Source organism: Psychrobacillus sp. FSL K6-1464, assembly GCF_038003145.1.
GTDB lineage: Bacteria > Bacillota > Bacilli > Bacillales_A > Planococcaceae > Psychrobacillus > Psychrobacillus psychrotolerans.
Genome location: NZ_JBBOOP010000001.1, coordinates 2,273,116 through 2,285,679, shown reverse-complemented (window position 1 = coordinate 2,285,679; position 12,564 = coordinate 2,273,116). Strand labels below are relative to the sequence as shown.

General features: G+C 37.4%; 14 protein-coding genes. 12 read left to right on the top strand and 2 right to left on the bottom strand.

Annotation, left to right across the window (positions count from 1 at the left end):
- Positions 1–134: 134 nt before the first annotated feature.
- Genes MKX39_RS11555 through pheA form a run of 4 tightly spaced genes read left to right on the top strand, consistent with a single transcriptional unit; the run spans position 135 to position 3,329 of the window.
- Positions 135–668 (top strand): Spo0B domain-containing protein, encoded by a 534-nt coding sequence (locus MKX39_RS11555; RefSeq protein ID WP_340762809.1) that lies wholly within the window; start codon positions 135–137, stop codon positions 666–668.
- Positions 669–673: 5 nt separating this feature from the next.
- The gene (gene obgE / locus MKX39_RS11550; RefSeq protein WP_340762808.1) at positions 674–1,963 is read left to right on the top strand and encodes a GTPase ObgE; all 1,290 of its coding nucleotides are present in this window, start codon (positions 674–676) and stop codon (positions 1,961–1,963) included.
- Between the two features lie 18 nt (positions 1,964–1,981).
- Positions 1,982–2,437, top strand: a complete 456-nt coding sequence (locus tag MKX39_RS11545) for an ACT domain-containing protein (protein WP_093537018.1) — start codon at positions 1,982–1,984, stop codon at positions 2,435–2,437.
- A gap of 13 nt (positions 2,438–2,450) precedes the next feature.
- Positions 2,451–3,329 (top strand): prephenate dehydratase, encoded by an 879-nt coding sequence (pheA, locus tag MKX39_RS11540; RefSeq protein ID WP_340769642.1) that lies wholly within the window; start codon positions 2,451–2,453, stop codon positions 3,327–3,329.
- 152 nt (positions 3,330–3,481) lie between these two features.
- Here pheA and MKX39_RS11535 read toward each other — a convergent pair whose 3' ends face one another.
- Positions 3,482–4,012 carry a transcription repressor NadR gene (locus tag MKX39_RS11535; protein ID WP_340769641.1) on the bottom strand — a complete coding sequence of 177 codons (531 nt, stop codon included), beginning with the start codon at positions 4,010–4,012 and terminating at the stop codon, positions 3,482–3,484.
- Between the two features lie 136 nt (positions 4,013–4,148).
- On the opposite strand from MKX39_RS11535, the gene safA reads away from it, so the two are divergent.
- From safA to MKX39_RS11495, 8 genes are all read left to right on the top strand, one after another.
- Positions 4,149–4,949 carry a SafA/ExsA family spore coat assembly protein gene (gene safA, locus MKX39_RS11530; RefSeq protein ID WP_340769640.1) on the top strand — a complete coding sequence of 267 codons (801 nt, stop codon included), beginning with the start codon at positions 4,149–4,151 and terminating at the stop codon, positions 4,947–4,949.
- Between the two features lie 138 nt (positions 4,950–5,087).
- Entirely contained in the window at positions 5,088–5,801 is a 714-nt protein-coding gene (locus tag MKX39_RS11525; protein WP_340769639.1) for a phosphotransferase, read from the top strand.
- 93 nt (positions 5,802–5,894) lie between these two features.
- A complete protein-coding gene (gene ruvA / locus MKX39_RS11520) occupies positions 5,895–6,515 on the top strand; it encodes a Holliday junction branch migration protein RuvA (RefSeq protein ID WP_093537023.1) in 621 nt (206 codons plus the stop codon).
- A gap of 23 nt (positions 6,516–6,538) precedes the next feature.
- The gene (gene ruvB, locus MKX39_RS11515) at positions 6,539–7,549 is read left to right on the top strand and encodes a Holliday junction branch migration DNA helicase RuvB (protein ID WP_340769638.1); all 1,011 of its coding nucleotides are present in this window, start codon (positions 6,539–6,541) and stop codon (positions 7,547–7,549) included.
- Between the two features lie 17 nt (positions 7,550–7,566).
- Positions 7,567–8,607 carry a tRNA preQ1(34) S-adenosylmethionine ribosyltransferase-isomerase QueA gene (gene queA / locus MKX39_RS11510; RefSeq protein ID WP_340769637.1) on the top strand — a complete coding sequence of 347 codons (1,041 nt, stop codon included), beginning with the start codon at positions 7,567–7,569 and terminating at the stop codon, positions 8,605–8,607.
- Entirely contained in the window at positions 8,608–9,747 is a 1,140-nt protein-coding gene (tgt, locus tag MKX39_RS11505; RefSeq protein ID WP_340762797.1) for a tRNA guanosine(34) transglycosylase Tgt, read from the top strand.
- A gap of 45 nt (positions 9,748–9,792) precedes the next feature.
- Positions 9,793–10,062 carry a preprotein translocase subunit YajC gene (gene yajC, locus MKX39_RS11500; RefSeq protein WP_093537027.1) on the top strand — a complete coding sequence of 90 codons (270 nt, stop codon included), beginning with the start codon at positions 9,793–9,795 and terminating at the stop codon, positions 10,060–10,062.
- 241 nt (positions 10,063–10,303) lie between these two features.
- Positions 10,304–10,945, top strand: coding sequence for a DUF421 domain-containing protein (locus tag MKX39_RS11495; protein WP_340769636.1), 642 nt, complete (start codon positions 10,304–10,306; stop codon positions 10,943–10,945).
- Positions 10,946–10,952: 7 nt separating this feature from the next.
- Here MKX39_RS11495 and MKX39_RS11490 read toward each other — a convergent pair whose 3' ends face one another.
- A complete protein-coding gene (locus MKX39_RS11490) occupies positions 10,953–12,479 on the bottom strand; it encodes a putative polysaccharide biosynthesis protein (protein WP_340762795.1) in 1,527 nt (508 codons plus the stop codon).
- Positions 12,480–12,564: the final 85 nt, after the last annotated feature.

Below are 12,564 nucleotides of genomic sequence, written 5' to 3'. Positions count from 1 at the left end.
AATAAAAGGACTGCATTTATGCAGTCCTTTTTGATTTCAAAAATTTCGTGTAAGTAAGCTATACTCCGGGAGCATAAAAGAACTATTCCTGTTATACTAGTAGAGGATAGTAAATGTTGGGATGTGTAACTTACATGGATCATAACGAGATTACTTTAAATGAAATACTTCGTCATACAATGCATGATTATTTAAATAATATGCATCTTTTGCAAATGAACTTAGATATGGGTAAAACAGAGGAAGCTAAGGCTTTAATAAAAAAATATTCCCAAAAATGCAACCAATTTTTTGATATAAATAATATTGGTTTATATAAAACAAATGAATGGCTACAAACATTTAGTATTAAATATAATCAATTAACTTTAGATGTTCAAACATCTCTTCTAAATAGAAAAGCAAGTATGTACGATGAAGCCTTAAAAGATTATTTAAGTAGATTCGTACAAGCTATATACCCACATTTTAGAGGATATCAAGAGCAGTTCCTGAAACTTCATATCATTTCAGATGAATTTTTGGAAATACTAATAGATATTCGGGGAGATTGGTCTAATAATAAATGGCGAGATGAACTAATTGAAGATTTATTTCAGCTGGAAATATTAGAAGCAACCAACAATTCGATAACAGTAAAACTAATTGCAAGTGGAAGATTGGAGTGAAGTAAATGTTTGTAGATCACGTGAAAGTTTATGTCAAGGGTGGTGACGGCGGAGATGGTATGGTTGGATTCCGTCGTGAGAAGTATGTTCCTTTAGGAGGTCCTGCAGGTGGGGACGGAGGAAATGGTGGAGACGTTATTTTCGAAGTAGAAGAGGGTCTTCGTACATTAATGGATTTCCGATATAAGCGCATTTTTAAAGCGACTAGAGGAGTTCATGGTGGTAGTAAGAATATGCATGGTGCCAATGCAGATGATTTAATCATTAAAGTACCACCTGGAACTGTTGTTAAAAACGAAGAAACTGGCGAAGTAATTGCTGATTTAGTAGAGCATGGACAACAAGCTGTAATTGCAAGAGGTGGTCGTGGTGGTAGAGGTAACTCTCGCTTTGCAACACCTGCAAATCCAGCTCCAGAGCTTTCTGAAAAAGGAGAGCCAGGTTTTGAGTTAAATGTAGAGTTAGAGTTGAAAGTTTTAGCAGATGTTGGTTTAGTTGGGTTCCCAAGTGTCGGGAAATCTACATTATTATCGGTTGTATCAGCAGCTAAGCCTAAAATTGCTCCATACCACTTTACAACAATTGTACCGAACTTAGGAATGGTAGAAACAGAAGATCACCGCAGCTTTGCAATGGCCGATTTACCGGGCCTAATTGAAGGTGCTCATGAAGGAATAGGGCTAGGACATCAGTTCCTACGTCATATCGAACGTACGCGTGTAATTGTACATGTAATCGATATGTCTGGAATGGAAGGTCGCGATCCTTACGAAGATTATTTGACTATTAATGATGAATTAAAACAATACAATCTTCGTTTAACAGAAAGACCACAAATTATTGTAGCCAATAAAATGGACATGCCAGACTCGGAAGATAATTTAAAAGTCTTTAAAGAAAAAGTTGGAGCAGATATGAAAGTATTCCCTGTTTCTGCTATTTCTCGTCAAGGTTTACAAGAATTATTATTTGCAGTAGCAGACATGTTAGAGGTTGCACCAGAATTCCCATTAGAAGAATTGGTGGAAGAAGAAACAGAAACGTCTGTAATGTACAAATATCAAGCCAAAGAAGACGACTTTACTGTTACTAGAGATGATGATGGAGCGTTTGTACTTGCTGGCGGATCAGTGGAAAGATTATTTAAAATGACTGATTTCAGTAGAGAAGACTCTATTCGTAGATTCTCTAGACAACTTCGTGGGATGGGTATTGATGATGCACTACGTCAGCGCGGAGCTAAAGATGGCGACATAGTACGATTACTAAGATTTGAGTTTGAATTTATCGAATAGAGGAAAGTAGGGAACCGCATGAAAGATGTAACAAGCCAGAGATTTTTTTTAGTACGGGAGGATGTGCTAACAGAGGCAATGCAAAAAACCTTGGATGCAAAACATCTCCTTCAATCTGGAAAGGCATCTTCGATTTGGGATGCCGTAAAAGAAGTAGATTTATCTCGCAGTGCTTTTTATAAATATCGTGATGCGGTTTTTCCATTCCATTCGATTGTTCAAGAACGGATTTTAACGGTCTTTCTTCAATTAGAAGATAGAGAAGGTACACTTGCTAGGTTATTGCAATTGGTGGCTAATTACGCATGTAATGTGTTGACCATCCATCAAACAATACCGATTCAAGGAAGAGCAAGTGTAACATTATCACTTGATGTAACAGCGATGAACAAGGAATTAGAAGATTTTTTGAATGAAATGAAACGACTTGATTTTGTAGAATCTGCAGAAGTGATTAGCTCTGGTGCTCTATAAGGAGGTTTTTCTAATGACAACCAAACAAATTGCTTTTTTAGGACCAGAAGCTTCTTTTACACATTTAGCAACTAAATCATTATTTCAAGAGGATGTATTAGTACCGATACGGACTATACCCGAGTGTATTGAAGCAGTTGCAAATGGAGAAGTGGATATAGCGGTCGTTCCACTAGAAAATGCACTAGAGGGAACAGTTCCGTTAACAATCGACTATTTGTTCCATGAAGCAGAGCTGTTCGTGACTGCTGAGCTAATATCTCCGATTGAACAACATTTAATGGTTCACCCAAGTAATGTGGGACGATGGGAAGAAATGACAACAGTGTACTCCCATCCACATGCTTTAGCACAATGCCATAAATATTTGTATTATCGATTTGGGAAAGTTCCATTAGAACAATCTTCATCAACTGCAGCAGCAGCTAAATACGTTTCGGAAAACGAAGATTTATGTATTGCTGCGATTGGAAATACTTCAGCTGCAACGGAATATGGATTAAAGATTGTGGAGCACAATATACATGATTTTCATTTTAATCACACTAGATTTTTTGTGATTTCTAAAAAGAATGATTGTATTGTCCGAGATGGTCATACCGATCAAGTGAAAACTACTGTTATGATTACATTACCTAAAGATGATCGCTCTGGTGCATTGCATCAAGTGTTATCGGTCTTTGCATGGAGACAACTCAATTTAAGTAAAATTGAGTCACGACCATTAAAAACAGGTTTAGGGCAATATTTCTTTATCATAGATGTGCTTGAGGATGAAAAGAAGCCAATGATGATTGGTGCTATAGAAGAGTTAAAGTCACTAGGCTGTGGCGTAAAATCATTAGGCTCGTATTATACATACGAAACAAAAAACGAAGCGATCCGTTCATAAATGGATTCGCTTCGTTTTTTTGATGTCTACTGTTTAAAAGTGTAGAAAAACACTCGAATGTAGGAGAGAATCACCTGAATGAGCTCCGGAATCACCAGAAAGTAATGATAAATCACCGGAATGTCATCATTTCCCGAACCCCATGTTTGAAATTATCCTTCTAATAAATAACCTTTTTCCCTAATTGCATGAATACCTCTATTTAAAATTTCTTCGGTTGGAGCGGATAACAAATGCAAATGAATTCCCGCAGTGAGCTCCAGTAAAAACGGAGCGTCTGTATCTCGCACTTTCTTCAAAAACATTTCAACGTCGTGACGATTTGAAACCATAATGGATGACGTAATTTCTCCGTATACAGGATGTTCAATCGTAACATTCTCTACAGTGACTCCTGCATCAACTAAAGCTAAGAGTTCATCCTCGGAATGAATTGATTGATGATTGCAAGCAACTCGTTGCTGAACATAAGGGGTACTTTCTTTATCCGGAAGAGCTATATAGCCTTGACTAGTAGAGACAATAGCGGCATTCGTTGCCTTTAATAAGGTTATATCATTCACAATAACCTGTCTGCTGACATTAGCGAGCTTTGCTAACTGATTGCCAGTCACGGGTACATGTTGTTCCTTTAAATAGGAGAAAATCCAATTCCTACGTTCCTCGCCTTTTAACTTTTTCACGATTAACTCCTCCAAACTTGCATAATGACTTGGTTGCTATTCATAAGTTTATCATGAAGGGGTGGTTGTTTGTTTAAAATCTGTGACCATTTTAAGATGGTAGACATAATTTAAAGGAGAAGGAAGGAGGAAGACTGTGCAAACTCATATTGTTGTAAAAGGGGACACTCTATGGAAAATCTCCAGAAATTACGGTGTTTCTTTTGAGGAATTAAAGAAAGTAAATGCGCATTTGGCCAATCCCGAATATATAGTGCCTGGCATGAAAATATTTATACCAAACACGAAAAAAATGGAATCGACTACTCATCCGTACAGTGATAATCGACCAGTAAAGCAAGAAATGGTGAATAAAGAAATGATGAAAAAGGAGGAAGTGAAAATCCAGCAACCTATGGACAAAACGAAAATGCAACCTGCACCACCGAGAATGCCTACTCAACCCGTTGCACCTACGTATCAGATGCCGCAGCAACCCAAACAACAACCAAAGCAGCAACAAATGCCACAACCGCTTCCACAACAGCCACAGCAACCACCTGCTTATACATTCCCATTCCATATGATGCCTGTCCCAGATATTGATATGACACCGTCTCCACAAGGTTGGAGATTAATGGAGTCTACATCTATTCATATACACAATCATATCCAAAATTTTGATATAGAGATGGAAACAGCACCGCAAGCACAACCAACACCGCAGCCTGTCCAGCCAATACCTATTCAACCAACACCGCAGCTAACAAGCCCAATAGCACAAGAAGCTTCACCAACATTCGAACCATCACCATCATACCCGGTAATGTATCCATGCCCACCAGTACAGCCATATCCATACATGCACCACCAAGCAGAGTACGGAGGGCATCCTTGTGTACAGATATGTTACGTTCCTGTATATCCATGTCCTCCATATCCCTACCCACATTATTAAAACGTGAGTACGTATATACGGCAAATCAAGAAAAATGTATGGAAATGGAAAAATGAAAACGGCATATTCTCTGTAAAAAAATATCCGACTGTTGAGCAGGCAGAAAAAATTCGCCTAATTCATAAAGAACTAGAATACATGGAAAAACCTTTTATACTTCCTATTATAGAATCGACCCAAGAAGACTTTATTATTCAACCCTGGTATAAAGGGGATCATACGGTTTCCTATCGGTTCAAGGAAGACAGAAAAGCAGTCCATTTACTCCTAAGTCAAATTCATGAGACAAATAAAATGGTTGACTGGGAAGATAGTAATCTATTTTATTCTTTTAACCTTATTTCTAAATGGCAGAATCGGAAATGGAAGATGAACGAAATCTCCTTTTTCATCGAGTCACATTTAGGTTGGGAGCAGACAAAATTTCTTTTGCTTTGTGGTGATATCGCTTTACGTAATATGAAACCATTTAATATGGAAAAGCGCACCTTGTTACACGGGGATGTTGTTCATCATAATTTTTTATCAGACAGCTCAGATTACAAAATAATTGATTTTGATCTCGCAGTGATTGGTCCAAGGGAAATGGAAAACATACTATGGATGCACCGGGTCCTCCCAGAGATAAATTATGATATTCGGTTGCTCATCCATGAATTTCCGCATCTTGAAAAAGTAGTTCGACGCTATAAAGAAGCAATGATGTATCCAAATGAACTATACCGTGAGTGGTTATATGCGTACTCATTGCCGAAAGAGCGAAAACAGAAATTTATCGAGCAGTTAATACCTTATACGAACAAAGCGTTAACAGAATGGCCCAATTTATGCTATACTTTAAGTAAACTTTAATCGTTCTTTTTAGGAGTTGGTCGCTCGAGATTTGAGCGGCCATCTTTGTTTGTTATGCTATAATGGACAGTATGAATTGTGAGGGATTTAAGGATGTATGATTACATAAAAGGACAAGTAACTCGAGTTACTCCAGAATACGTAGTAGTGGAACAGCAGGGAATAGGTTACCAACTCTTTACTCCCAATCCGTTTGCCTTCAGAAAAAGTGAGGAAATGGTCCAAGTATATACGCATTTTCATGTTCGGGAAGATGCACAACAGCTAATGGGATTTCCTAGCCTAGCGCAGAGGGAATTATTTCGTAAGCTTATTTTAGTTTCGGGCATTGGACCAAAGGGTGCCTTGGCTATATTAGCTAGTGGGGAGCCAACTCATGTTATTCAAGCAATCGAGCGAGAAGATGAAACCTTCTTAGTGAAATTTCCTGGTGTAGGAAAGAAAACTGCTCGTCAAATGATATTAGATTTAAAAGGAAAACTAAACGATTTAATAGATTTTGAACAACTAGAATACGAGGATGAAGGGCCAAACTTATTCGATAATGGAGAAGCTGCTCACGAACTAGAAGAAGCGATGCTAGCATTAACAGCATTAGGATATTCCGAAAGAGAGTTAGCTAAAATTCGCCCACTCCTTAAAGCGGAAGCGGAACTTCAAACAACCGATCAATTTATGAAAAAAGCCTTACAGCTATTATTTTCAGGTAAATAAACAAAAGAAAGGAGGTTCTTGCTATGGATGAACGTGTTATTTCCAGCGAAATTTCAAATTTTGATGAACCTTTCGAGCAATCACTTCGTCCTCAGTTTCTTAAACAATATATTGGGCAAGATAAGATTAAGCATAATTTAGAAATATTTATAGAAGCAGCCAAAATGAGAAGTGAAAGTTTAGATCACTGTCTATTATATGGACCTCCTGGACTTGGTAAAACAACACTTGCTGCTGTAATTGCAAATGAAATGGATGTACAAATTCGAATGACAAGTGGACCAGCTATTGAGCGTCCAGGAGACTTAGCGGCAATTGTTAGTTCACTTGAACCTGGAGATGTATTATTTATAGATGAAATTCATCGATTGAATCGTTCGATTGAGGAAGTCCTTTATCCGGCAATGGAAGACTTTTGCTTGGATATTGTAGTAGGAAAAGGACCCGCTGCAAGAAGTGTGCGCCTTGACTTGCCCCCATTTACATTAATAGGCGCCACTACTAGAGCCGGTGCATTATCGGCCCCATTACGTGATCGTTTTGGAGTATTATTGCGACTGGATTATTATGAGGAAGATGCATTGACTTCTATTGTGGTTCGCAGTGCAGATTTATTTAATGCTTCCATTGACCATGAGTCTGCTGGAGAAATAGCTAGAAGATCTCGAGGAACTCCGCGAATAGCGAACCGATTGTTAAAAAGAGTACGGGATTATGCGCAGGTTCGTGGGAATGGCTATATTTCACTTGAAATTGCTAGAGAAGCTCTAGAGCTTCTACAAGTCGATCCTCGTGGATTAGATCATATTGACCATAAACTAATTATGTCCATGATCGAACGTTTTAGAGGTGGTCCTGTTGGATTAGATACTATTGCAGCAAGTATTGGGGAAGAGTCAACGACAATTGAAGATGTCTATGAACCATATCTACTGCAAATTGGATTTATCCAACGATCTCCAAGAGGAAGGATTGTTACAGCCCTTGCTTATGAACATTTTGGAATTCCATTTCCAATAGAAAGAAAAGACTAAAAAAGGATGTCCTAATTATGAGAGTAGAAGATTTTGATTTTGAATTGCCCGAAGAATTAATTGCCCAAACACCACTTTTGGACAGAACAAGTAGCAAGCTATTGATAGCAGACTTCGTAAAGCAGTCATATACACATACACATTTTAAAGACATATTAGACGAATTACAGGAAGGTGATTGCCTCGTGTTAAATGACACGAAGGTAATGCCTGCTCGTCTGATGGGGATGAAAAAAGAAACAGGTGCCAATATAGAAGTACTATTATTAACACAAATAGAAGGCGATCACTGGGAAACACTTGTGAAACCTGCTAAACGGGTAAAAGTCGGAACAGAAATCACTTTCGGTGACGGATTGTTAAAAGCGATTTGTACAGATATAAAAGATCATGGTGGCCGAATTTTCCGTTTTGAATATACAGGTGTGTTTTTTGAGGTATTAGATCAATTAGGAGAAATGCCGCTTCCACCGTATATTCATGAAAAGTTGGAAAACAAGGATCGATATCAAACGGTCTATGCAAAAGAGCAAGGTTCTGCTGCAGCTCCAACTGCGGGCTTACATTTTACCGATGCATTATTGGATGACATTCGCTCAAAAGGTGTTAAAATAGCCTTTGTGACATTACATGTTGGTCTCGGAACTTTCCGACCAGTTAGCGTAGATTCAATCGATGATCATGAAATGCATTCGGAATTTTATCGAATTACTCAAGAAACAGCAGATACTATTAACCAAGTGAAAGCCGCAGGTGGAAAGATTGTAGCAGTCGGAACTACCTCGACGAGAACATTGGAAACAGTAGCAACTAAATTTGAAGGACAACTTCAAGCTGATAGTGGCTGGACGTCGATTTTCATTTATCCTGGTTATGACTTTAAATGTATAGATGGGATGATTACGAATTTTCACTTACCTAAATCTACTTTAGTCATGCTTGTTAGTGCACTTACTTCTAGAGAGTTTATGTTAAGTGCCTATAAAGAAGCCGTTGACTTAAAGTATCGCTTTTTCAGTTTTGGAGATGCAATGTTTATAAAAGGAAGGAATTATTAAATGACAGCAGTTACGTATGAACTTATAAAAAAAGACAAACAAACAGGTGCTCGATTAGGTGTCGTACACACACCTCACGGATCATTTGAGACTCCTGCATTTATGCCGGTGGGTACACAAGCAACAGTAAAAACAATGGCTCCAGAAGAGATTAAAGAGATGAATGCTGGAATTATTCTAAGTAACACCTATCACCTATGGCTGCGTCCAGGAAACGAAATTATTCGTGAGGCAGGCGGACTTCATAAATTTATGAACTGGGACCGTGCAATTCTTACAGATTCCGGTGGATTCCAGGTATTTAGTTTAAGTGATATGCGTAAAATTGAAGAGGAAGGCGTTCATTTCCGCAATCACCTGAACGGTGACAAATTGTTCTTGAGTCCTGAAAAATCCATGGAAATTCAAAATGATTTAGGTTCTGATATTATGATGGCCTTTGATGAATGTCCACCGTATCCTGCATCGTTTGAATATATGAAAGCATCAGTGGAGCGTACTTCACGCTGGGCAGAGCGTTGTTTAACTGCGCATACGAATACAGATAAGCAAGGGCTATTTGGAATTATTCAAGGTGGAGAATTTGAAGAATTACGTCGTCAATCCGCAAAAGACTTAGTTTCTCTTGATTTCCCTGGATATGCAATTGGTGGATTATCAGTTGGAGAACCAAAAGATGTGATGAACCGTGTCCTTGATTTTACGACACCGATGATGCCTGAAAATAAACCTCGTTATTTAATGGGAGTTGGTTCACCTGACTCATTAATAGATGGAGCAATACGTGGTGTCGATATGTTTGATTGTGTACTGCCAACTCGTATTGCACGTAACGGTACATTCTTTACTCATCAAGGTCGTTTAGTTATTAAAGGTGCTAAGTTCGCTCGCGACTTTGGACCAATCGATGAAAAATGCGATTGCTACACATGTAAAAATTATTCGCGTGCTTATATTCGCCATTTATTTAAAGCGGATGAAACATTCGGATTGCGTCTAGCATCGTATCATAACCTGCATTTCCTAATGAAATTAATGGAGAATGTAAGACAGGCAATACGAGAGGATCGTCTACTAGATTTTAAAGAAGAATTTTTTGAAGAATATGGGTATAACAAACCAAATGCAAAAAACTTCTGATTCTTGTATACTAGAAGATAGAGTTAAAAGGGGGGAAATAAATACATGGATACATTAGTAGGTTTGTTGCCAATTATTGCTATGTTCGCAGTAATGTGGTTCTTCATCATTCGTCCAGCACAAAAGCGCCAAAAAACAACTTCACAAATGCAAAACAATCTTAAACGTGGAGACGATATCATCACAGTAGGTGGGTTACACGCAAAAGTTGATGCAGTAGATGATCAAACGATCTTCGTTACAGTTGCAGACGGAACACGTTTACAATTTGAGCGCGTAGCAGTAGGACGAGTAGTTTCGGAGTCGAAAGTATAATAAAAAGTGAACGGGTCTATGTTAGGCACTGGAAGGATTTTGAGTAAAAGAGTACCTTGTTTACTCAAAATCCTGAAGCACTAAACAAATGCTTCAAATGCCTGGACAGACCACATAAATTCGCAGTATTCTAGGCTTAGATACTTAATTGCTTATCTTTACTAAAATACATAAAAAAAGAACTTGCTCATTTTATGAGTAAGTTCTTTTTCTTTGGGCAAGGTAATAATGAGGTGATTATGTGCAGGACATACTCATAATAATAATTCGGACATTTGTTTTGTACTGGTTTATTTTACTGATTTTTCGTTTAATGGGAAAACGAGAAGTGGGTGAGTTAAGTATTTTTGACTTGGTTGTTTTTCTATTAATAGCTGAGGTTGCAGGCTTTTCATTGGATGATCCTCAAAGTAGTTTTATCAATGCAATTGTTCCAGTGCTTATGCTATTTTTCATTCAGATGGGCGTTTCCTACTTTTCATTAAAAAGTAAAAAATTTCGTGATGTCATTGAAGGTGAACCTTCCATTCTTATACGAGAGGGAATAATTGTTGAAAAAGAAATGAGAAAACAACGCTATACTTTGGATGATCTCCTTCAACAATTACGAGAACAACAAATTGGATCTATTCAGTCTGTCTCCTATGCATTTCTGGAGTCATCAGGGAACTTATCCGTCTTTAAAAAAGAAGGGGAACAATATGTATTTCCTCTCATCATCGATGGCGAAATACAACAGAGACATTTAGAGCATATTGGGAAAAATGAAAAATGGCTAATCCACCAACTAGAACAAAAGCAAATTATGAGTTATAAAAAAATATTTTACTGTAGTTATGAAAACGAAGAGCTCTATATTCAGCTTAAAACTTCATTTAAATAGCGATTTATCAAAATCTATTTTTAGAACTTTTGGCAATCTTGAAAATAACACTTAACTCTTTGCGTTTTATCTGTCTAAACAGTACTAAAGCGATTGTTAAATATAGCATAGTAAATAGGCAATCGATAAGTAAAGGACGACTTCCAATAGAATATATTAACGGTCTGGTAATGATCGTTAACAAAAACACAGCGTAAGGAATGACAAAAAATGAGAAGCCAATTTGTGCTTCTTTTTTTTCTTTTAAAGAAGCGATATGTAAAAAGGAAGTAATTAATACTCCAAATCCAATCGCAACAATCGCGCCTTTTTCTTGAATAGCAACTTGAGAAGCGAGAAAAAATAGTAGTAGTAGTTTCCCTACACCACCATATAGAGAATTGAGAAATGCGGCCTTTGAATTGTCTAATGCCTGCAAAATTGAAAACAAAGGACTTTGAATATAATAAAAGAAAAAAATTGGAGATAGAATTTTCATATAAACAGTAGCATTTTCAACATGAAATAGGGCCTCTACTAGCTCGCCACCATGTAGATAAAATAGTGTAGCTGCATAACAGCCAGTTAAAGTAGAAAACTTTAAGGACAGATGAATTCTTTCTTTTAATAGTTTAAAATTACCCCGAGCAAATGCATCACTAACAGCTGGTATAAGAACAATAGATAGTGCGTACGGGATGAAAGAAGGAAACAATAGCAAAGGGACTAAAACACCTGAAATGACACCGTAAAGAGTAGTGGCGGCTACTGCTGTAACTCCAGTAATAGCTAAAGCTTTGATAAAAATAATTGGCTCTAAAAACCATGTGAAAGATCCGAATAGTCGACTACCAGAAGACGGTAAGGCAATTGCAAAGAGTGGAGACAATGGATACGTTTTAGAAGATTTCGTAGTATTTTGTTTAGATTTCCATCTGTCATATTTCCATTTCAAATAGAGCAGTGCGATAAGTTCTGCGATTAGAGCTAAGAGCATTGCATAAGCAGAAGCTTCTTGTGGTGAAGCAGCAGTTAAAAAGAAGGGAAGCGCAAAACTGATTAAAATAATTCGAACGATTTGCTCCATCAATTGGGCCACAGCTGTTTCTTCTAATCGAGCAATCCCTTGGAAAAACCCTTTTAATATTCCGCCAGCGGCAGCAATCGGAACTATTGCGATGGATACGAATAATGTCATCGTAATTGCATCATTTTTTAATAAGTTACCCGAAATATAAGGAGTGACAAAAATAAATAATGGTGTGAATATTAAGATGGAAATTACTGTGACAATAACAGATGTTCGCATAACGGCGAAATAATCTTTTGTGGCATTTCTTGCGCGGAGCTCTGCAATAATTTTAGCCATAGCAATCGGAATACCAAGTTGTACCAAAGAAAGGAAAAAAATAAAAGCTGGATATGCAGTCATATAAATACCAACTGTTTCTTCACCAGTTAAGCGAACAAACTGCATACGATAAATAAAACCTAAAAACTTGGACAAAAAAATGGAAATCATCAGCAAAATTGAACCTTTTAAAAATGTAGACAATTAAACACTTCCTTCTCAAATACAGGAACTTCGTATACAATAACAATATGCTTATTGCTTAGTACATTATTCTATAAAAGAGGTG